16 protein-coding genes and 1 tRNA gene are annotated in these 20158 nt (G+C 52.3%); 8 read left to right on the forward strand and 9 right to left on the reverse strand.

Annotation, left to right across the window (positions count from 1 at the left end; all coding sequences use genetic code 11):
• Window positions 1–16 precede the first annotated feature (16 nt).
• Both WJU22_RS01500 and WJU22_RS01505 read left to right on the forward strand, forming a co-directional pair.
• Window positions 17–1114: a hybrid sensor histidine kinase/response regulator gene (locus WJU22_RS01500; RefSeq protein WP_341841533.1), complete on the forward strand. Its 1098-nt coding sequence runs from the start codon at window positions 17–19 to the stop codon at window positions 1112–1114.
• A complete protein-coding gene (locus WJU22_RS01505; RefSeq protein ID WP_126244105.1) occupies window positions 1098–1514 on the forward strand; it encodes a response regulator in 417 nt (138 codons plus the stop codon). The genes WJU22_RS01500 and WJU22_RS01505 overlap by 17 nt, the downstream gene beginning before the upstream one ends.
• A 92-nt stretch (window positions 1515–1606) precedes the next feature.
• On the opposite strand, the gene WJU22_RS01510 is transcribed toward WJU22_RS01505, so the two are convergent.
• The 4 genes from WJU22_RS01510 to WJU22_RS01525 form a co-directional block, all read right to left on the reverse strand.
• Entirely contained in the window at window positions 1607–3097 is a 1491-nt protein-coding gene (locus WJU22_RS01510) for a trypsin-like peptidase domain-containing protein (RefSeq protein ID WP_341841534.1), read from the reverse strand.
• A gap of 78 nt (window positions 3098–3175) precedes the next feature.
• Window positions 3176–4411 carry a HAMP domain-containing sensor histidine kinase gene (locus WJU22_RS01515; protein ID WP_341841535.1) on the reverse strand — a complete coding sequence of 412 codons (1236 nt, stop codon included), beginning with the start codon at window positions 4409–4411 and terminating at the stop codon, window positions 3176–3178.
• Between the two features lie 20 nt (window positions 4412–4431).
• A complete protein-coding gene (locus WJU22_RS01520) occupies window positions 4432–5109 on the reverse strand; it encodes a response regulator transcription factor (protein WP_341841536.1) in 678 nt (225 codons plus the stop codon).
• 137 nt (window positions 5110–5246) lie between these two features.
• Entirely contained in the window at window positions 5247–5621 is a 375-nt protein-coding gene (locus WJU22_RS01525) for a DUF805 domain-containing protein (RefSeq protein ID WP_341841537.1), read from the reverse strand.
• A 217-nt stretch (window positions 5622–5838) separates the two neighbouring features.
• Between WJU22_RS01525 and WJU22_RS01530 the strand changes: the two genes are divergently transcribed.
• A tRNA-Ala gene (locus WJU22_RS01530) sits at window positions 5839–5911 on the forward strand.
• Between the two features lie 116 nt (window positions 5912–6027).
• Here the strand turns inward: WJU22_RS01530 and WJU22_RS01535 are convergent.
• Genes WJU22_RS01535 through WJU22_RS01545 form a run of 3 tightly spaced genes read right to left on the reverse strand, consistent with a single transcriptional unit; the run spans window position 6028 to window position 10933 of the window.
• Window positions 6028–7377, reverse strand: a complete 1350-nt coding sequence (locus tag WJU22_RS01535; RefSeq protein ID WP_341841538.1) for a hypothetical protein — start codon at window positions 7375–7377, stop codon at window positions 6028–6030.
• The gene (locus WJU22_RS01540; RefSeq protein ID WP_341841539.1) at window positions 7374–8747 is read right to left on the reverse strand and encodes an HlyD family secretion protein; all 1374 of its coding nucleotides are present in this window, start codon (window positions 8745–8747) and stop codon (window positions 7374–7376) included. Before WJU22_RS01540 ends, WJU22_RS01535 begins: the two co-directional genes overlap by 4 nt.
• Complete coding sequence (locus tag WJU22_RS01545) at window positions 8747–10933, reverse strand: peptidase domain-containing ABC transporter (RefSeq protein ID WP_341841540.1); 2187 nt, start codon at window positions 10931–10933, stop codon at window positions 8747–8749. Before WJU22_RS01545 ends, WJU22_RS01540 begins: the two co-directional genes overlap by 1 nt.
• Window positions 10934–11347: 414 nt before the next feature.
• On the opposite strand from WJU22_RS01545, the gene WJU22_RS01550 reads away from it, so the two are divergent.
• The 5 genes from WJU22_RS01550 to WJU22_RS01570 all read left to right on the forward strand — a co-directional run bounded on the left by WJU22_RS01550 (window position 11348) and on the right by WJU22_RS01570 (window position 17249).
• Window positions 11348–12934, forward strand: a complete 1587-nt coding sequence (locus WJU22_RS01550) for a vitamin K epoxide reductase family protein (RefSeq protein ID WP_341841541.1) — start codon at window positions 11348–11350, stop codon at window positions 12932–12934.
• Window positions 12935–13552: 618 nt separating this feature from the next.
• The gene (locus tag WJU22_RS01555; RefSeq protein ID WP_341841542.1) at window positions 13553–13807 is read left to right on the forward strand and encodes a hypothetical protein; all 255 of its coding nucleotides are present in this window, start codon (window positions 13553–13555) and stop codon (window positions 13805–13807) included.
• Between the two features lie 258 nt (window positions 13808–14065).
• Complete coding sequence (locus WJU22_RS01560) at window positions 14066–15280, forward strand: TlpA disulfide reductase family protein (RefSeq protein ID WP_341841543.1); 1215 nt, start codon at window positions 14066–14068, stop codon at window positions 15278–15280.
• A 58-nt stretch (window positions 15281–15338) separates the two neighbouring features.
• Window positions 15339–16028: a nucleotidyltransferase family protein gene (locus tag WJU22_RS01565; RefSeq protein ID WP_341841544.1), complete on the forward strand. Its 690-nt coding sequence runs from the start codon at window positions 15339–15341 to the stop codon at window positions 16026–16028.
• Between the two features lie 3 nt (window positions 16029–16031).
• Window positions 16032–17249, forward strand: a complete 1218-nt coding sequence (locus WJU22_RS01570; RefSeq protein WP_341841545.1) for a LicD family protein — start codon at window positions 16032–16034, stop codon at window positions 17247–17249.
• Window positions 17250–17374: 125 nt separating this feature from the next.
• Here WJU22_RS01570 and WJU22_RS01575 read toward each other — a convergent pair whose 3' ends face one another.
• Together WJU22_RS01575 and WJU22_RS01580 are read right to left on the reverse strand one after the other, a co-directional pair.
• Complete coding sequence (locus WJU22_RS01575; RefSeq protein ID WP_341841546.1) at window positions 17375–18196, reverse strand: BT_3044 domain-containing protein; 822 nt, start codon at window positions 18194–18196, stop codon at window positions 17375–17377.
• 28 nt (window positions 18197–18224) lie between these two features.
• Window positions 18225–20147 (reverse strand): RagB/SusD family nutrient uptake outer membrane protein, encoded by a 1923-nt coding sequence (locus tag WJU22_RS01580; RefSeq protein ID WP_341841547.1) that lies wholly within the window; start codon window positions 20145–20147, stop codon window positions 18225–18227.
• Window positions 20148–20158: the final 11 nt, after the last annotated feature.

Raw genomic sequence — 20158 nt, forward strand, 5'->3', positions numbered from 1 at the left:
GCAGAAAGAACCCTACATGAAAAATAACCGTATCAGGATTTTGTACATCGACGACGAAGTACATAACCTTAATGCATTCCGCGCGAATTTCCGCAGAACTTACGAGATCTATACCGCCAGTTCTGCCGCCGAAGGCATGCAGGTACTGAAAGGAATCGAAGTACATATCATCATCGCAGACCAGAAGATGCCCACTACCACCGGTGTGGAATTCTTCAACGAGATTAAGGACCTGCTGCCAGACCCCATCCGCATCCTCCTCACCGGTTATACCGACGTGGAAGATATCATCGACGCCATCAACAAGGGGCACATCTTCTCCTACATCAAAAAACCCTGGGACGAGCACGAGCTGTTCAAAACCATCAATAACGCATACGAGATCTATTCCGCCCGCAAGCAGCTGAAGGAAAAAGTGGCCGAACTGGAAAAGACGAACGACGAACTGAACCGGTTCATCTATTCCACCTCGCACGACCTCCGCGCGCCGCTCATGAGCGTGCAGGGCATCATCAACCTCAGCCGCCTCGATAATACGATGACCGACCCGCAGGGGTATATGGGGATGATCGAAGTGTGCATCACGCGGCTGGACAGTTTCATCCAGAAGATCATCGAATACTACCGGAATTCGCGGCTGGACCTGGAGTATGAGAAAATCGACTTCCAGGCGCTGATGAGCGATTGTATCGATACGTTCAAGCATCAGAATACCAATATCGGTTTCAATGTGAATGTAGACCAGCCGGTACCTTTCAAGGGCGATTTCTTCCGGATCAGCGTTATCCTGAACAATCTGATCAGCAATGCCGTTAAATATCAGAAGCCGGACGAGACCTCCCCGCAGGTGAGCCTCTCCGTGAAGGTAGAGCCGCATAAAGCCACGATCAGGATAGAAGATAACGGGATAGGGATACTCAGCGAGCACCTGAGCAACATTTTCAAGATGTTCTTCCGCTCCAAGAACAACAACAAACCCGGAAGCGGTATTGGCCTGTATATTGTAAAAGAAGCCCTCAACAAGATCGGGGGCACCATCGGCGTAGATTCCCGTTACGGAGAAGGCACGCAATTTGAAATTACCATTCCGAACAGAAATGAATTCGATACCTGATCTGCGCGTAATATTAATCGACGATAACGATATCGATCTGCTACTGCATGAACGGCTCATATCCATTCAGCAGATCAGCCGGACGATCCTTTCCTTCAGCAACGCCAACAAGGCGCTGGAATTCCTTTCCAGCAACATTACCCTCCCACACATCCCGCCCACCGTCATCCTCCTCGATATCCAGATGCCGGAAATGGACGGGTTCGAGTTCCTCCGTTCCTTCGATTCCTACCCGCAGAAGATCAAGAACCAGTGTTACATCATCATGGTTTCCTCTTCCCTCGACTTCGGCGATATTTCCCGCACCAACGCCAACCCGATGGTGATCCGCCTGCTCAAGAAGCCCTTGCAGCCCAAGGAGCTGAAAGACGTCATAGAGGGCATTTTCCGCGATCAGTAAATAAAAAAAGGCTTCTTCATGCGAGATGAAGAAGCCATATATGTTCCCCGGGCAACGGGCCCGGAAAACGGACCCCTGGTTACAATTCCTTCCTAGTTTTCATTGATACCGTAATAATAAGCTTTTCCACTGCCGGGATATGTACCCTCGATCTGGTAATTGCCGTTCTGACGCGCCAGGGCCGCTTTCAGCTCGTCTACCGTGCGCACGGTGATGCCGCCCACCCGGGTAATTACAAATCCTTCCTTCATGTTCGTCTGCTGGTCGAGCAGGCCGCCTTCTTCGATGGATTTCACCTGCACGCCGCCTGCAACGCCCAATTTGGCTGCATCCTGGCGTGAAAGCGCTGCAAAATCAGCCCCCAGTGCGCTCACCGAAGCGCCATTGCCTGCGGCCATATTGCCGAGCTTTCCTTTCAATGTTGCGCTCAATTCCTGTTCACTGCCATTGCGCTGCAGTGTGATCGCCACTTTATCGCCGGGCTTGAGCCTTGCGATCTGTTCAGACAGTTCCGAACCGGAATTCACTGCCGCGCCGTTCACTTTCGTGATCACGTCTCCCTTCTTCACACCTGCTGCTGCCGCTGCGCCGGAAGGATCGGTATCCATCACGTACACACCGTCTGTATTGCTGGAAGTAATGCCAAGCTGTTTTTTCTGCGAATCGTCGAGGTTCTCGGGCGCCATGGAGATGCCGAGGTAACCGCGCTGCACGCTGCCGAACTGTTTGATGTCGTTGATCACCTTTTTCATGAGGTTAGACGGGATGGAGTAAGCGTATCCCGCGTAAGAGCCCGTGGGCGAAGCGATGGCGGAGTTGATGCCCACCAGTTCCCCGTTCGTGTTCACGAGCGCGCCGCCGCTGCTGCCGGGGTTCACCGCCGCGTCTGTTTGCAGGAAGGCTTCCACCGGGGCGGAACCCTGGCGGTTGATGCCGATGCTGCGCGATTTGGCGGAGATGATGCCCTGCGTTACGGTAACGTCGAGGTTGAGGGGATAGCCGATGGCCAGCACCCATTGGCCCAGGCGAACGTCGTCAGAATTGCCGACCGGGATGGCGGGCAGGTTCTTCGCGTCGATCTTGATGAGGGCCAGGTCGGTATTGGGATCGGTACCGATCACCGTTGCCTTGTAGTTTTTACGGTCGGTCAGTGTGACCGCGATCTCGGATGCACCGTTTACCACGTGGTTATTGGTGACGATGTAACCGTCTTCGCTGATGATCACGCCCGATCCGGAAGCCCGCTGTTCGGGCGCGTTGAATTGCCGGCGGCCGCCACCTTCGCCGAAGAACCGGCGGAAAATGTCGTCATCCATCCCTTCGAACGGATCCTGCTGTGCTACCTGCCTGCTTTTCACGACCGTGCGGATATGCACGACGGAGGGCACCGCGTTCCCTGCCGCCTTTTCAAAATCAGTAGGCTGGGCCGAAGCCGGGCCTGTATATGCTGTTTGAATGAGGGGTTCAGGGTTTCCGAAGCCGATACCGTCCGAAATTCTGCCGGATTTGCCGCTGAGGACGAATCCGCCGGCTACCACGGCCCCACCGATGAGGAGGCCTGCAATGAGTTTCTTATTGATCATAGTATCCAGAGTTTTATGGTGTAAAACTGCCGTGGCATTCTGAATACTTTCTGAATATCAGGGAAGCGGAGTACGATTTTAACTTTTCATTATCACCTGGAAGTTGTGCATGCCTTTCTCCCAGCTGTATTTCACTTCGAAACCGTAGAGATCGCAGATTTTGCGGACGATCTCCAGGCCCAGGCCCAAAGACTCCGCATCCTTGCTGTTTTTGGCGAAGCGCTGATAGATACGGTCTTCCTGCAGCGGGTACGCCTGGCCGGTGTTGCTGACGGTCAGCACGCCGTTGGCGCCCTTCACCACGATCTTCCCGCCGGGCAGATTGTGCCGGATGGCGTTAGACAGCAGGTTGCCCAGCAGCACTTCCAGGAGGTTGGGGCTCATGTTCACCGGCAATTCATCCAGCCAGTCTTCTTCCACCTGCAACCCTTTCTGTGCGATCTGCGGCTCGTATTGCGCGAGCAGATGCCGTGCCGTTTCGCGGACGAACACGGCCGCCGTGTCGGGGAATTGTCCGTTCTGGATGCGCGTGAGCAGCAGCAGCCCCTTGTTCAGCCGCGTCATCCGGTGGCTGGCGTCTGCCAGTTCGCTGATAAGTGCAGCCTGTTCTTCAGACAGCGGCGTGGTTTGCATGAGCATCTCCAGCTTCCCCTGGAAAACCGCCAGCGGCGTCCGCAATTCGTGGGACGCGTTTTCCGCGAATTCTTTCTGGGAAAGATAGGACTGGCGGCTTCTTTCCGCCAGCTGCTCCACCGCCGAATTCAGTTCCCCGAACTCGCTGATGCCCGAAGGCGCCAGTTGCAGCGGCGCCGGATCGTCGACCTTATACGCCCGCAACTTGCGAAGCGTCTGGTAAAAGGGCTTCCAGATGCGCTTCGCCAGCGACTGGTTGATGAGCAACAATCCCGTTAACAGCAATATCAGCAGTACGGATTGTAAAATAATGATACTCCCGATCAGCCGCTGATGGTCTGCCAGCGACGATTTGATCTGCAGCCGGTACGTTTCCTGGTTAATGACGAGGTAAGACGTGAGCAGGCGGTATTTATCGGTCGTGTACAGCGAATCGCTTTCAGGCCGGCGGGGCGCTTTTTCGAGCGTAACGCCATCGTCTAGCCCGGGCTGCAGCGCTTCCGGCTCAATTTCCATGACCCGGAGCCGCGGGATGAGCTGCGTTTTGGTGGCAACGAGACTGGCGTCGATATTAGACAGCACGATGCGTTGCAGCACGTAATAAAAAACCGGGATCGCGACCATGAGGAGCACGATCGACAGCCAGAAATAATATTGGAGGGTTTTGTTGAGCAACTTCATCGGTGAAACTTTTTAACGTGTCAGGGCGCTTCGAGTTTGTACCCCATGCCATAAACCGCTTTGATATGATCGGTCCAGCCGGCCTGGATGAGCTTCTTCTTGAGGTTTTTCATATGGGCGTAGATGAAATCGTAATTATCGAACAGACTTTCCCCATCGCCCGACAAATGCTCTGCTATCGCGTGTTTGGACACTACGCGGTTGCGGTTGGTGAGCAGGTAGAGGAGCAGGTCGTATTCCGAGCGGGTGAGGTCTGCGGGTTGATTCCCGACGCGGACCGTCCGTGCGGCGGTATCTACGGTGAGGCCGGCGGCTTCGAGGATGGAAGTACCGGAGAAGCGCCTGCGGCGGATGACGGCGGCGATGCGGGCGCTCAGTTCGGACAGGTGGAATGGTTTGACGAGGTAATCGTCTGCCCCGAGCTGGAGGCCATGGATGCGGTCTTCGATACCGTCGCGCGCGGAAATGATGATGACACCGTCTGTCTTGTTGTTTTCGCGGAGGGCTTTGAGCACCTGGAGTCCGTTCCCGTCTGGCAGGGAAATATCGAGGAGGATGCAGTCGTAGTCGAACGATTCGATGCGCTGCAGGGCGGAGTGTTTATCGGCGACCAGCTCACAGGTGTACGCTTCCGCCTGGAGGTAGTCGGAGATGCTTTGGCCGAGGGCTTTTTCGTCTTCGATGATGAGGATCTTCATAATTCCGGGATGAAAATACGGAATTTCGGTGGTGGGGGGATGGGCGATGTTGTGGCCTTGTTTTGGGGGAGGGATGCGCGGCGGGAATGAAAAAAGCCCCGCGGCTGCGGGGCTTCCGGTAAAGTTGCGGGGTTAGCTTATTTGGCCGGATTGCGTTCGAAATCGAAGGAAGGATCCGGGTTGTAGGGGTCGGGGCCGTATTTGTTTTCCGACTGATCGCCCTGCGTAACCGCGAGGATGAGCCCGTAAATGGGGATGAGCATGTACCATCCGCTTTTGTTCACATCGTGCGCGCGGCGGATCATAACGGCCACACCGGGCAGGATGAACACCAGCGTAACGACGAGGCTGACGATAGAGAGCAAAGCCGCCGGAAGCACGAACGCCCCTGCGAAAGAGATCCCCCAGGAAACAATGAGGTTGAAAAGGAAGAACCACCAGAACTCGGCACGACTGGCGCGACCATTGAAGTCGGTGGATTTTTTGAATACGGTGATTACGTGTTGTTTCATAGTTGCAGGATTGGTTTTACAATTATCCGGGGCAAAATACCGGTGGCCGCACCTGCTAATGAAGGGAAATCCGCGGAAGCGGGGATTTGGATCGCTGGAGGTCAATATTCCCGGTATGAAAAACAGCCGGGAGCGCGAAGAAAATCGGCGGCCCGAAAAATTGCAAAAGATTTTTTTGAATTTTGAAAAAAGCCCCTATTTTTGCACTCCATTCTACGGGGGGCTAGCTCAGTTGGTAGAGCGCTTGCATGGCATGCAAGAGGTCAGGGGTTCGACTCCCCTGTCCTCCACAAAAGATTCAAAACCTGCCACCATGGCGGGTTTTGCTATTTCAAGGAAATAATTGTTCCGCTAAAAAAGCCTTACAGTATTGCTGTAAGGCTTTTTTTATGCGTTCAAAGGCAACTCATACAGCTCGCCGTACCGGGCTTCCATATACCTGCGACGCTTTATTGGCCTTCTCCAGGCGCTGACGACAGGTTTCGTATTTATCCCTGCCCGCAGGCGATCCCCCTTTCGCTTCCGGTTTTTCTTCGGGAGAATTTTCCTGCAGGGAAATGAAGGGGTATACTACCATTTTGTTACTGATCATTTCAGACAACATCGCTTCCAGGGTCAATTCCGGATTGAACGCCTCATCGAGAATGGCCTGGAATGCGGAATGATAGATCACTATGAAACGGGAACCGGTCACCTGGTCTGTCCAGAAACCGTCATCGGCAAGCGGGAGCACCTGCGAAAAACCGTTGATGCTTCCACAAAGCAACCCGCCTCCGTACTGATATGCCCGGATCACCTGACGAACGAAAGTATGTGCCGAGTAAGCGGGCGTGAAACGATGATCGTCGTAGCAAACCACGATTACGTCCTCTTCCTTTTCCACAGCCATCCTTACGATACTGCAAAGCCGGCCCCAATCTGCGGTATTATCGCACGCTGACCATTCGTGTGTTGCGATGGTGAATTCCCTCCGCCCTTCGAATTCCTTCAAAATCTGCCCCTCCTTATCTGCCGCTCCAGGAGTTGACAGGATGTATACCGGCAGCACAACCGTTGCCAGATCTATCGTTCCGGCCACCTCCGGCTGCACGGCCGCATTCCTGAAAAAACCGGCCACCGTATCCAGGATATTAACTTTCGCGATGGCATTCACATAGAGCTCGTCTACCCGCCCGGGCGTATCGTTCCTCGATGTAACGTCCGAATACCCGAATGATTGCTGGACCGACACAAACGGCGCGATAAAGAATTTGGCATCTGTTAGCCGGGAAATAAACAGATCGGCCACATTTCCGGTGCCGAAATCTGCTTCGAGAATTTGCGGGATGAATTTCCGGAAAACGACGACAAACTGAAAGCCGGTGAACTTCTCCACCCAAAACAAGTTATCCGAAGCATGAAAAGCATTCTCGAACCAGCTCGGCCCGCCGACCAGGATATCCGCCTGCCGTTCCCTTGCTTCTATGATACAGGTATGCAGCAGTTCCGGCGAATAGTTTTCGGTAAACAAGTGATCGTCTTCACAAATCAGCACATATTCCGATGCCTGTTCCGCCCGGCTGGAAAGGATTTCGAGGATCGTATCCCAAAGTCCGACGGCGCCGGAAGCGTGTTCCCGGGCTTCTACGATAACGGGGGTAAACTCCGGCTTGCCTGCGAATTGCGCCAATGCGTGTTGCCGGCGGTCGTCTCTTTTCTTCAGGTTGATGATGAAAGCGGGAATTGGGGGAAACGGGGTTTTCACGTCCTGGTTCATTGCATTGAATTAAATGATTTGGTGAAATTATCGGCGAATCTTTCCAGCAACCTCAAGTTGCGGGTAATGATCCTTGCTTTGACCCTGAGGCCGTTTTTATAGGGCAGTTGCTGATTCCGGTTGGTCAGCAATCCCTGTTCCAGCCGTATACTGGCAAGAAACCCACTGTCTGACGGCACGCTTGAAATATAGGAAACCCTCCCGGGCACATGTCCGAATTCATGAAAGGGATAGGCCTGGAATTGCAACAACACCTGCATGCCGGTATCGATCTTGCCGAAATTCTCCTGCGCCAGATTCACTTCGATGTATTGCGTATTTCCGGCAGGACTAACATACCCCAATACTTTCCCCTGTGTCACATATTGGTTTTCCTGTAGCGGCATTACAAACGCGATTTCGCCTTCAACCGGCGCGATGATAGTGTACCGCTTCCGCCAATCTTCGATCTTGCTGCCCAGCACTTCCAGCAAATGCAGGTACGCGCTTGCGTTCCGTTCCAAATCCTGGGCAAGCGCATCCACCTCCTGTCGTTTTTCACTAAGCCGTGTTTCGGCCGACAGTATAGACAGATCGTACTGATTAGCGGCGATTTCTTTGGAGAGATAATTGCTGTGATGATTCCTGAATTCATCGTTGGAAGTAACTTTTTCCTTCAGCAGTTTTTCCTGTACCTGATATCTTTCCCGGGCGATGGTGAGGTCTTGTTGTGAAATGAGCTGCTGTTTCCGGATGGTAGCCAGCTCCAGCTGCAATCTTTCCATATCTCTTTTGAGGACGGCATTCTTCCGCATATAGAAACCCTCGTTCAGGTATCCCCTATACTGTTGAACGGTCTGCATCAGTTCCCGATAATTCTGTTGCAGTTCGCCGAGATGCTCCATGCCAGTGGGGATCGCACGCAGCGAAGATTCCCCGTTCCCGGCCATTGCCAGTTCCGTGCTCTTTTGGACGATTTCCCGCAACCGCAGCACAGTGGCATGATCTGCCGTGGATTGCAGCCAGGCGATGGTGGCGCCCGCCGGTACCCGGCTGTTGTTTTGCGCAAACAGCCGGATGATCCGTCCGCTTTCGTAGGGCAGTAGTTCTTTCGGTGCATTGTAAGCGGTCAACGTTCCGCTGGCGTCGATGATATCCGGATACCGGATGAACCATGCAGTAACGAGGATCGCGGCCAGGATACCAGTGTAAAACCACAGGGCGCGCCTTTCCATCCATCCCGGCTTGCTGGAAAAAATCTCCTCCATGGCGTCTGATCGCATGAACTTATGGGGCACTTGGGGTGAAACGGCGATCTGCTCCGGACCAGGAACGATGGGCTCCTGGCCGGTATCTTTTTCGGTGGCGGATGGATGGGGTTGCGTATTCATTACCTGGCAAGTTCCAGCTGGTTTTTCACCAGCTCATAATAGTGATTTTTCAATTCGATCAGTTCGAAGTGGGTTCCCTCTTCAATGATCTTTCCTTGTTTCAGTACGATGATCTTATCTGCATTCTTCACCGTGCTCAGCCTGTGGGCCACGACCAACACCGTTCGCCCCCTGAAAAACCGGTCGAGGTTTTCCACGATCGTTTTTTCGTTGTTGGCGTCGAGCGCGTTGGTAGCTTCGTCGAAGAAAAGGAAAGCCGGATCCTTGTACACCGCCCGGGCGATGAACAGCCGCTGCCGCTGCCCCTGGCTCATCCCCACGCCTTCCGCGCCCAGTTTTGTATTAAAACCATTCGGCAGCGATTCGATAAAGGGAAGGATATTGGAAACCCGGCAGCTGTATGCCAGCCGCTCCTCGTCAATCACTTCTTCTCCCAACGCGATATTCCGGGCGATGGTATCATTAAAGATGAAACTGTCCTGCAACACGGCGCCGCACTGCCGCCGCCAGAAGGCTGGACTGATATTCTGCAGATCATGGTTCCCTATGGTAATATTGCCCTGGTATTCCTGGTAAATCCGCAACAGGAGCTTGATGATCGTGGTTTTGCCGGAGCCGCTGTCTCCCACGATGGCAGTAACTTTCCCCTGCGGGATTTCCAGTGAAACATTGTTCAGCACAACAGGGTTGCCGGCGCCGGGGTAGGTAAAATTCACATGCTGCAACCGGATCTGGCAAGGTACGGGTAGTTGCGTGACGAACGATTTGCCGTCCGGTTCCTCATCATCGAGCAAATTGATTTCGTTCAACCGCTCCAGGCTGATTTTCGCATCCTGGTATTGCTGGAACAAACCTACGAATTGCTGCACCGGTGCGCTCAGTTGCCCGAGTATATATTGAATGGAAAGCATGGCCCCGAAAGTTAGCTGCCCGTCTACCACCAGTTTGGCGACACTGAAAGTGAGCAGGATGTCTTTGCTTTGATTGATCAGCAATGCCCCGGCCGACTGCAGCTGGTTGTACCCGAGGTTCCTGAAGTTGAGCCGGAACATTTTCGATTGTATGTTTTCCCACTCCCACCGCTTCAGCTGTTCCGCATTTCCCAGCCTGATTTCCTGTACGCCCTGGATCATTTCGAGTGAAGCGGATTTCTCCCGGGCCGAAGCGGCGAACTGTTCTTCGTTGATCTTCCTGCGCAACTTCATGAACAGCCTTATCCACGTGAAATACAAGACACTGCCGATGAGGAAAATGACGAAAAGACCAGGGCTGTACAGCATCAGGATGGCTGCATAAATAACAAAGGAGATGAGCGAAAAAATGGTATTGATGGTCTGCCCGGTGAGAAAGGCCTGGATCTGCCGGTTATCGCTGAGCCGCTGTAGCGTATCTCCCGTTTGCCGGGTATCGAAATAGGAAAGCGGAAGCCGGTTCAGCTTGATCCAGAAATCGGACAGCAGCGCGATATTGATCCTGCCTGTGACGCGCAACTGCAACCGGTTCCGGATGAAATTGATCAACGTGGTGCTGAACACGAGCATGAGCTGCGCGATGAGAACGAGCGTGATATAATTGAGGTTATTTGCATTGATACCATTGTCTACCATGCTTTGTGAAAGGAAAGGCATGACGGTTTGCAATATCAATCCAATCCCCAGCGAAATGAATATCTGGATGAGCGGGCCGCGAGCACCTCTCAGGTAATTGAACAGGAATCCCCAATTCAGTTTATGTTCCTTCTCGTCTTCCGCCTGGAAGAATTCAGGTTTCGGCTCGAGCAACAATGCGGTGCCAACAGACCGGTCGTCTGCATTGATGTTGGTCGTCCATCTACGCATGAACTCCTCTTTCTTATAGGAGATGATACCGCTGGCAGGGTCCGCGATCTTCACGTTTCTTTTTCCCGCATCGATCATAACTACGAAATGATTATGGTTCCAATGCAGGATGGCGGGAACGGGAACCTGTTGCAATTTCTCATAATCGATTTGCACACCGCGGGTACGGAATCCCATTTTTTCGGCGGATTCGCCGATGCTAAGCATGGAGACGCCTTGCTTACCAAGCCCTGTCTGGCGGCGGATTGTATCAACATTGTAATGCTTCCCATGCGAACGTGCCACCATCCGCAAACAGGTGGGGCCACAATCCATCGCATTCAATTGACGATAAAAATGAAAAGACATGAAACTGGGAAAATAGGATTTCGAGATCGGGTTAAATAAACATTTCGTTGATATTAAAGTTAATGCTTTCGAAAAATAATCGGAACGATTTTTTTTATTTTTTTCTTCACTTTAAAAAACTAAATGCATATATTTGAAATGTGTGAAAAACGAATAGAACGCGACTAAGGCAAAAAACTGAAAATTCCCGCGTCCCTTGCCCCCCGTGAATTGCAATTTTCAGGTTAACCTTTGAAACCCGATAAACCCGAATTTGAAATAATTAACATTTAATGTAACCCGATTTCCCAACGCCACGTGTTATGGTAATGTAAATGCGAAACCACCGTTTCGGAATGCACCGATCCCATGCATGGCATTTGACACAATTGCATTATGTTCCGGAAACTATCTGAACCCACGCCCAACGGGCCAATGGCAGCGCATGCCCTATGCTCGCTATTGGATGTCCCGGTAACGGCCTCCACGCTGAAACGTGAAACGGAAGACCATCCTTCCTATCCCAGCCTCCTCAGTATCAGTGAAGTATTGACGATGCATGGCGTAGAAAACATTTGTGCCAGCTTCCCCCAGGAACAACTGGCAGACATACCGCCTCCGTACATCGCACAGATCAAAGACGAAAAACATCCCGGCGATTATTTCACCGTCGTAAAATCCTGCAACAACCGGCAAGTAATTTACCTGGACCCACACAGCGGAAAATGGGTTACCGTGCAGGCAAACCGCTTCACCCGCCTGTTCACTGGAGTAATACTGCTGGCCGAAGCCTTGCCGAATGCCGGAGAAGCGCAATACAACCTGAAACGGCGCGAAGAACGCTGGAACAGCATAAAGACTTACCTGCCCGCCATCGCTCTCACGCTCATCACCATTGCCGTGGCTGCCCGTGCCGCTGTGCAATTGGGAACAGGCGCCTTATTGCCCGTTATGTTCACACTGCTATCGTTGCTGGGCTGCGGCGTCGGCACCATCCTCATGTGGTTCGATCTCGACCGCTTCAACCCCGCCGTACAACAGTTCTGCCGCCGGAGCAATAAGGTGAACTGCAATGCCGTACTGCAATCGGATCGTGCCCGGTTCGCCGGATTTTCATGGAGCGAAATCGGCATCTCCTATTTTTCCGGTCAGTTACTTTTCCTGCTGACGCAGGGAATTTCTTCTCTCCCGGTGATCGCCGCAGCCGGCTGGATCAGCCTCGCTGCCCTGCCTTACGTATTTTACTCGATCTTTGTACAGGCGCGTGTTCTCAAGCAATGGTGCCTCCTGTGCCTGATGGTCCAGGGCATTCTCCTTGCGCAGGGAGCGGCGGCACTCACGCTGATCCTGCCGGTAAACACCATGCCTCCAATGCTGCCGATGGGCATCCTGGCAGCTTTCACGGCGTCCGCGTTCTTATTGGTACAGCTCGTCAAACCCATGCTGAAACAAAACAAACAATACCGGCATGTAAGAAGGCAATATACAAGGCTCCGGTTCCAGCCCGAAGTGTTCCAGTCTATATTGCAACGGCAACGGCAGGTAACGCATGACCCCGCCGGCCTCGGCCTCGTCATGGGTAATCCGGAAGCAAAACATACGGTGGTGAAAGTATGCAATCCGTATTGCGGCCCTTGCGCAACGGCACATGTGCCACTACATGAATTGGCGGAGCTGAACGAAAACGTCAACATACGGATCATTTTCACAACTTCCGAAAACCCTGAAGATCCGCGCCGCTTACCGGTTAGTCATCTTATGGCCATCGCCGAAGAATATGACCCCGCCACCACCAAATCTGCGCTGGATAGCTGGTATACCGCGAAAGAAAAAGATTACGCGGCCTTTGCCGCCAGGTTCCCCGTAAAGGCCGACCTCCAGCAGAAAAACACGAAGATCGCCGCTATGGCGGAATGGTGCACAAAAGTCGGCATAGAACACACACCCACACTTTTCGTCGATAATTACGAACTACCTGAATCCTATTCCGTACATGATTTACGCAATTTCCTGACAACATAACATTTAAAAATCCTCCACATCACCCTTTCGCGATCCGCTAACCTCGCGATACCGGGCGAGTTGTGCGAAAAATAACTGGTAATCCGCCAGCAGTGCGCGCCTGCCGGAAGAGGACCATCATGGCCGCAGGCCGACATGTAAAAACGGCCGCACATTTTTTTAACCCTTTTATTTTTTACCATGAAAAAACTCCAATTAAAAGCCCTTGAACTGGGAGCCCGGGAATTGCTTTCCCGCGAACAATTAAAGAACGTTCTCGGCGGAAATGGATCAGGATCCGACGATTCCGGCGGGTCTGCCGGCGCCAAATGCACCGCGAAATGCGGCGACTCTTCCGTGTCCATTACATGCAAAGGCAGCTGTTCCGCGACAGATAACGTTGGCGTTGAATGCACCGAAGGAAGCACCACAACCAGCAAATCTTGCATGGGCGCAAGCTGATCCCGATAATTTCACCCTTATTCATTCCTTACGATGAATAGCCCCAATTGGCAGCCCTACAGCCAGAACTAAGGAACTGCTCAACAGGGAACAATTGAAATCCCTGCATGGCAGAAACGGCTCAGGCTGCCAGTAACACTTCAATTCAACTTCTTTTTTAACCCGATTACTTACATTATGAAAAAACTACAATTAAAAGCACTCGATTTAGGCGCAAAAGAAATCCTCTCCAGAGAACAACTGAGAAATGTTCTGGGCGGCAATGGCAGCGATGGCGGATCCGACGCCGGATCTTTCTCCACCTGTTCCACTACCTGCACCGGCTCGAAGGACATTAAGATCGACAATTGCAAAGGTACCTGCTCAGCTTATGCCAATTCAAGCGTAACCTGCTCGGACCCCGACAAAACGGTGAACTGCCCCGTGCTGTAATACCCGCATCGAGATTCATCAATACTGAAAGCTGCCTGGCCGGAATCAACCGGCCGGGCGGCCTTTACAAATCGCATCGCCATTTTTTAACTTTTCGTTGTCACCAAAAGTCAATAATTTAAATACAAAAAGATGGTCAAGCCCTGTTTGCTGTTATTGCTTTTCCCTATCACATTAACCCTGTCAGCCCAGGACCTTCCCGTCCAACCCACTAAGCTGCTGGCATTCGAAAATGGTGTACCGGGAAGAAAAGGTATCATGAAACGGGAATTCCTCACCGAGCAACTCTCCGGCGATAGCGGCTTCGTTAATATGCCGGATTGCGAACATCATACTATCCGGCGTTTCCATCTAAAAAAAGACCAGGACGTTTTCGAAAGATACGCACAGGGAAAAATCGAGCCTTCCCGCTTCCTGCAATTCATCCAGCAATACCAAATCGATACGAACCTCCTTTCCCGATCGCCCCAACCCGCCAATAGTTTCCATGCTTTCGTAGGATTGGACAGCCGGGGACGGAAGATAGTGATAGTAGATGTCAACCAGGACCGCAATTTCGGCAACGACAGCACCTGGCTTTTCGACACGAGCTATTTCGGGAAACCAGATAAAGATTGTCCGCCCCTCCCCGAAATTGCGCTTCCCGGCCCGAACGGCCCCGCCAAGATCAAGCTCAATCCTTACCAGGCGTATTTCGGAAAAGACGGATATAGCACGCCCGAAGACAGGCTGCTCGAACTGGTAATTTCAGTTGACGCTTATTGGATCGCCAGCCTGGAAGCCGGCGGGAAGAAACAGAAAATCTTTGCGTGGGACCAGGGTATCAACTTGCTGCAAGATCCCCGATCAAAAAATATCGTACTGAAGCTGGAAGAAGATAGTACCAGCAAGTATGTTTACCGTAAAGGTGAAAAAATCAAAACAGGAAATGCAGTGCTTGCCTGGACCGACACTTCGGCGTCCGTACTCCGGCAATACCCGGTAATCGCCTTCCGGCAAGTAAGCAGTACGCAACATTTCGAAGCGGATAAAGGAAGCTATGTGCCGGATTTTGAAACGAAAGATCTCATTACCGGCAAAACCGTTTCGATCTCCGGCTTCAAGGGGAAATACGTAATCCTCGACTTTTGGGGCACATGGTGCAACCCATGCGTGGCCATGATCCCGGAAATGCGCACCGAACACGAGCAGCTGAAAGGCAAACCCGTGGTATTTATCAGCGTGGCACTGGACCGTACCGCCGACGAAAAAAAATTGCGCCGGTTGATCGATACAGAAAAAATGGACTGGGTCCAACTATGGCAGAAATGGGAAAATAAATCGGAAGATGACAGCCTCACGAAACTGTTTAAAGTAATCGTTTTCCCCACATCCATTCTTATTAGTCCATCAGGTGAAATCCTCCACAGGGGAACTGCCGCAGACGGTTTCCAGAAAACGGTCGAAATCTTAAAAACCAGGCTGAAAGGTTAACTACCGACACGCGTTCCCTTATACCCGATCAATAAAACCCATTCCCGTTTTTAACCCAATGAAAACCCATCGTATGTTCAAATACGGCCTCATCACCGCCGCCGGGCATGGATCCCGGCTAGATCCACTCACGCAGTATCTTCCCAAGGCACTGGTAGAAGTAAACGGCGCGCCCATGATCAGGAGCCTCCTGGACCAGATCAATCCGCTCGTACCTCATGTGTCAGTCACCATCGGCTACAAGGCGGAAATGCTCGCATCCCGGCTCGCCCAAAGCATCAGCGCCATGTACAATACATCGGGAAAAGGCAATGGCTGGTGGATTTTCAATACTCCACTTCGATTCGTAAATGCCCCCGTACTCGTTGTGGCCTGCGACATTGTCGCCGACCTTGACCTTCATTTTATATATGACCAATACCTTAAAAACGGACACCCTCCCTGCATGCTCGTACCAATCCATGCCACATCCGATGTGGAAGGAGATTTCATCGAATATAAAGACGGGAGGGTTACTGCACTGAGCCGGACTATAGAAACCCCTATGATGGGCTCCGGCATCTACGTTATCAACCCCGCCGTTGTAAATGCCCGTATGGCCGAGATGCAGGATGTGACAGATGTCTGGAAGCATTTTCTTCCTGCCGGAGATTTGGGCTGTACGCCCATTTATCCAAAATTCTGGGCCACCGTCAATAACCTGGAACAGCTATACCGTTGCCAGCAGGCACTCACTGTAAACTTGTGAACCATGCAGAAATACATGCTTTCTATTCAAAAAAATAACGGCATCCTCGTGGCATTGGAAAAGAACGGTCAGCGAACCATTATCGACCGTCCCGTGGAGCCCCTTATAGCCGTCGACGAAAAATATCAGGATGAAGAATGGGGTGTCGGGCTGAGCGATTTTGAAATCGAATATTTTCGTGCCAACTGGCAGGCTATATCACATTTTCTATTGCAAAAGGAAAAGAAATGGTGCATAATAGTGGAGGATGGAGTAGCAGTCAATTGCAGCGACGATATGCTGGAAGATATCGCTTCACAGATTCCTGATGAAGTAGATGTCTTTTTTCCCTTCGGCCGCAAACCCGAAGAAGCACAACTGAAAGTACATCCCTCCATCATGGGTTACTTCTGGGGAAGCCAGATTTATTTCATCAGCAAAGGAGGTGCAAAAAAACTGATGCAGCTTTGCCCTCTCATCAGACAGCCATTTGACGAGGAATTACTCAACCTTTCCATCGACAACAAATTATCTATCAGCTACGATGAAATAGACATCTTCACTTACAATTACAGCCTGTCGCCCAGCTATCTTGCCCGCCGACAGGTTGTCCATAACAAGCTTTTCAACTACCCGGCCTGGACTGCCGACACTAAACAAATGGCCCGCGACCTGTTGCGAAAGACTTGTCTGGAAGCTGACGAAGCCGCCGTCAAACTCGTCTTGCACGGAGGTACGCTACTGGGCGCCATCCGGCATGACGCCATCATGCCGTGGGACGATGATATCGATCTTGGCATCCATCACCACGACATTGAAAAACTATTAGCTCAGCTTGATAAATCAGGAACACTGAAACATAAGCTGATTCATGCGAACTTCCGCGGTAACCCTTCCATTTTCTATAAAATCTGGGACGAAAATGGGATCAACATCGAAGGCTATGACTACAAATTCCCATTTATCGATATTTGGCTGTATTTCGAAGATGGAAAAGCCATGTATTACAAAGAATGGCCGTCATTCAACCCCGACCTGTATTTTCCCTTGAAAAAAACTGAGTTCGAAGGCAGCGATTTATGGATGCCGGTAAACCCCACCGGATTCCTCGATTTTCTTTTCCGGGATTGGAGGGAGATGATCGTAGTATATCCTTTCTGTCATTCGAAAGAACGCTATGCCTTCAAACCACTATCATATGCTATCCAGGTGGATGAACTTGGCAAGCTGATCGAGTATTGATCACGCCTCACGCAAAAAGAAAAGAAATGCCCGGAAAGTTGGACATTTATCATGACAGCAACCTCCGGGCAAAAAGAAAGCGCCCCACCAGGAGGCGCTTCCGGACTTTTGGGGATTTGTATAACTCAAGGTTGTGCTAACTTCACCAGCGTTTCCTGCACGCGCTTCAGCTCGCCGCTTACAGGGTCTTTATAGGTATAGTCCAACAGGAAAGTTTTCGTGTCCGGCAGATATTTGTTGACACCCGTTGCGGTAATCTCCATGGCGGAAGTCAGCGTCACTGACCGGTCGGCCGCAAGCGTCAACAGGATGTTGTATTTCGCATTCACCGTATCTTCAAACACCTTGTCTGCATACATTTCCAGCGAATTTTCGGACATCGCGCGCAGGGTTTTCTCTTTCCCGATGCTTTCCGAACCGAGAAGGCCGGTCATGCTGTAAGCGCCGGAAAACTGGTTATTGAACACCAGGTGATACAGCACCCATTTCTTATCCTGGACGATCTCAAATTCCGACGACCGCGCGATGCTGACCGGCAACACATAATCCTTCTTGGCATCGAGGCCATTGGTCGTGATGGTGAATGGAAGACGGGCGTATTCCTCACCCGATTTCACGGTAACCGACATGTTGCTGATCTTGTAATTGGCCGCAGGCAACGGCGTATACAGCGTGGTGCCGGTAGTTGCGATGTCGTTGAGGCTATCCACGATGCGGGGCACCACTTCCACCCCCACGTTCACATCACGGTCGTTAGGCGCCACGCCGCTTACGTACACGCTCACGAAGGCCGGGTTTTCGGCGCCGAACATGACATCCGCGCTCAGCACGCCGCTCCGCACCATGTACACCTGCTTTTTGTATAATTCTCCCTGCGTGGCGTCTTTCTCGCAGGCCGACATCAGGATGGCGGCAGCGGCCAGGCAGGACCAGTATGATTTTCTCATGCGAATCATTTCAAATTGAATTAATGCGTCACCATCCCGGATTCTGGACGAGCGACTGGTTCTTGTTGATATCGGGTTTCGGAATGGGCCAGAGGTATTGTTTGAGGGAAAACTTCCGTACGGCTTCCTTCGCGATGGTGCGCACAAAGAACTGGTCTTTGTTGGCTTTCGTGATCTCGGTGTTCATGCCGGTAACGGGCTTCGCATCCTCGAGCGGGGCAATTTTCCAGCGGCGGGTATCGAAGTACCGGCGGCCTTCAAACGCCAGCTCGATCTGCCTTTCCCGACGGATGGCCGTGCGCAGCGATGCGGCGGAACCCAGCTCTTCGGGGCTCAATCCCGGCAGGCCCGCCCTGAAACGGATGCGGTTAAAATACTTCGCGATCTCTGCCAGGTCGCGCTTGTATTCCTTGCCATTCACCATATGCGCGGCGCTTAGCTCGTTGAGGGCCTCCACGTAATTGAGATACACTTCGCCCATGCGGAACAGCATGAAAACTTTCCGCGACCGGGATGCACCTTCCCAGGTGTAGCTGTCTTCCGGGTGGATGTATTTCTGGATCGAATAGCCCGTCAACGGATAATCTCCGCCGGCCTTTCCTTCGTTCCCGTCGCGGTAATATTCCACTACGAAATTTTTGCGCCAGTCTTTCGCCGCGCTCGTCCCTTTCCAGAAAAATCCGGTGAAGCCGATAGATGCGTAGAAACGGGGCTCGCGGTTGGCATACATTTTAAACACGCCCGACCGGGTGAACTCGTCTGCCGTAGCGGTGTACCCGTTTTCGCTGTAGGGATAGTCCACGCTGGCGTTGTCTTTCGTACGGCCATCGCGCATGTAGTAAGCGTCTACGAGCTTCTGCGTGGCGCCGCCGCCATTCCAGCTGTCGGTCTGGCGCGGCATGCAAAACTGGATGGTGTTGTTGAGGGAATTGACGGAGCGGACGAAGATGGCTTCGCGGTTCTTGCTGGCCAACACGTCTCCACCGGCAAACATATCGCGGTAAGACAGGAACGGATCGATATCTCCCGCGCCGTCCGGATAGCTGCCCGCAGGCACATTCGCAGGCAGCTTCGCCGTTTCAGGCACTTTGGGCGTGGTATACAGCTCATACTGGTTGAGATCGATCACGGCTTTGGCGGCCGCGGCGGCCTGTGCCCATTTGCCGTCGTCGAACTGCTGGCTGATAAACGGAACACCTTTGGCCGTGCGGAACCCGCCGTACTCCGTGTTCCCGTTGAACAACGGGCTGGCGGCATACAGCATCAGGCGCGATTTCACCGCCAGGGCAGCTCCTTTCGTCGGTTGCCCGATGGTAGTCGGCGATGTGCTCAAAGGCAGCAGTTCCGCCACTTCCGTGAGCTCTTTCGCTACATAATTCACGCAGGAGTCGTAGGTGGAACGGGCCAGCATCAGCTCTTCTATCGGCTGGCTGAACTCCAGCGGCTTTTCCGGCGCAATGATCACCGGGCCGTATTGCTGGATCAGGCAGAAATAGAAGTAGGCGCGCAGAAACCTCGCCTGTGCTTTCTTGTCCTGCTTCTCCCCTTGCGACATATCCTTCACCTCATCTACCCGGTGAATGAAAATATTGGCCGAGCGGATCCCGCGGTACAGGTTCGTCCAGAAGTTGTAATACCCCGTGGTAGCATCGTATTCGCCGGCTGCGATGTAGGATGCTGGCAGATCCGCGCGTTTCCATACCTGCACGGCTTCGTCAGACGCGGGCACCCAGGGCGTTCCGGATACTCGGAAGAAGTCGGATTCGTCGGGGATGTAATTGTAAATGTCGTAGAGGTAAGACGTGGCGTAAGAAGATTTGGCGAACACGGTGTCCATGTTCATCAGATCGTTCAGGTACGGGCGAACGTCCAGGAATTTTTTGCAGGCCGTCATTTGCGATACCGCCAGCATGGCTGCGGATACGAAAAGGAGGCGGAAAAATGGCTTCATAAACTAAAAAT

The sequence above is a fragment of the Chitinophaga caseinilytica genome, from assembly GCF_038396765.1.
Taxonomy (GTDB): Bacteria; Bacteroidota; Bacteroidia; order Chitinophagales; family Chitinophagaceae; genus Chitinophaga; species Chitinophaga caseinilytica.

Bases quoted from the DNA above. Each gene is read 5' to 3' on its own strand.
- WJU22_RS01500 (WP_341841533.1), top strand. From the start codon at position 17: ATGAAAAATAACCGTATCAGGATTTTGTACATCGACGACGAAGTACAT.
- WJU22_RS01505 (WP_126244105.1), top strand. From the start codon at position 1,098: ATGAATTCGATACCTGATCTGCGCGTAATATTAATCGACGATAACGAT.
- WJU22_RS01510 (WP_341841534.1), bottom strand. From the start codon at position 3,097: ATGATCAATAAGAAACTCATTGCAGGCCTCCTCATCGGTGGGGCCGTG.
- WJU22_RS01515 (WP_341841535.1), bottom strand. From the start codon at position 4,411: ATGAAGTTGCTCAACAAAACCCTCCAATATTATTTCTGGCTGTCGATC.
- WJU22_RS01520 (WP_341841536.1), bottom strand. From the start codon at position 5,109: ATGAAGATCCTCATCATCGAAGACGAAAAAGCCCTCGGCCAAAGCATC.
- WJU22_RS01525 (WP_341841537.1), bottom strand. From the start codon at position 5,621: ATGAAACAACACGTAATCACCGTATTCAAAAAATCCACCGACTTCAAT.
- WJU22_RS01535 (WP_341841538.1), bottom strand. From the start codon at position 7,377: ATGAACCAGGACGTGAAAACCCCGTTTCCCCCAATTCCCGCTTTCATC.
- WJU22_RS01540 (WP_341841539.1), bottom strand. From the start codon at position 8,747: ATGAATACGCAACCCCATCCATCCGCCACCGAAAAAGATACCGGCCAG.
- WJU22_RS01545 (WP_341841540.1), bottom strand. From the start codon at position 10,933: ATGTCTTTTCATTTTTATCGTCAATTGAATGCGATGGATTGTGGCCCC.
- WJU22_RS01550 (WP_341841541.1), top strand. From the start codon at position 11,348: ATGGCAGCGCATGCCCTATGCTCGCTATTGGATGTCCCGGTAACGGCC.
- WJU22_RS01555 (WP_341841542.1), top strand. From the start codon at position 13,553: ATGAAAAAACTACAATTAAAAGCACTCGATTTAGGCGCAAAAGAAATC.
- WJU22_RS01560 (WP_341841543.1), top strand. From the start codon at position 14,066: ATGAAACGGGAATTCCTCACCGAGCAACTCTCCGGCGATAGCGGCTTC.
- WJU22_RS01565 (WP_341841544.1), top strand. From the start codon at position 15,339: ATGAAAACCCATCGTATGTTCAAATACGGCCTCATCACCGCCGCCGGG.
- WJU22_RS01570 (WP_341841545.1), top strand. From the start codon at position 16,032: ATGCAGAAATACATGCTTTCTATTCAAAAAAATAACGGCATCCTCGTG.
- WJU22_RS01575 (WP_341841546.1), bottom strand. From the start codon at position 18,196: ATGAGAAAATCATACTGGTCCTGCCTGGCCGCTGCCGCCATCCTGATG.
- WJU22_RS01580 (WP_341841547.1), bottom strand. From the start codon at position 20,147: ATGAAGCCATTTTTCCGCCTCCTTTTCGTATCCGCAGCCATGCTGGCG.